This is a genomic window from Bacillus cereus group sp. BfR-BA-01310, from assembly GCF_022664325.1.
In the GTDB taxonomy this organism is placed as follows: domain Bacteria; phylum Bacillota; class Bacilli; order Bacillales; family Bacillaceae_G; genus Bacillus_A; species Bacillus_A paramycoides.
Map to the genome: position 1 here is coordinate 1 of NZ_JAKUHD010000114.1, position 285 is coordinate 285.

Consider the following 285-nt stretch of genomic DNA (forward strand, 5'->3'; position numbering starts at 1 on the left):
TTAGATTTTTAACGTCTTTGTTTTGATATCCACAACAAGAACATAATTGGCTTGAAGCAAATGTTTTCGATACGACAATGACTTGTTTGCCGAACCATTTTGCTTTATATTCCAATATGGTTCGAAACTGTGACCAGGATACCTCACTAATTACTTTTGCTAACCTATGATTCTTTAACATATTCGATACTTGTAAATCTTCTATACCGATAACATCGTGGTTTTTGATGATTTCAGTTGAGATTTTGTCCAAGTAATCTTTTCTAGCGTTTGTCATGTATTCAT

The 285-nt window shown here is 32.6% G+C and carries 1 protein-coding gene; it reads right to left on the reverse strand.

Annotated elements, in window-relative coordinates; translation table 11 throughout:
* The coding region (locus tag MR109_RS29920; protein ID WP_242274871.1) for an RNA-guided endonuclease TnpB family protein at window positions 1-285 on the reverse strand (285 nt) is incomplete at both ends.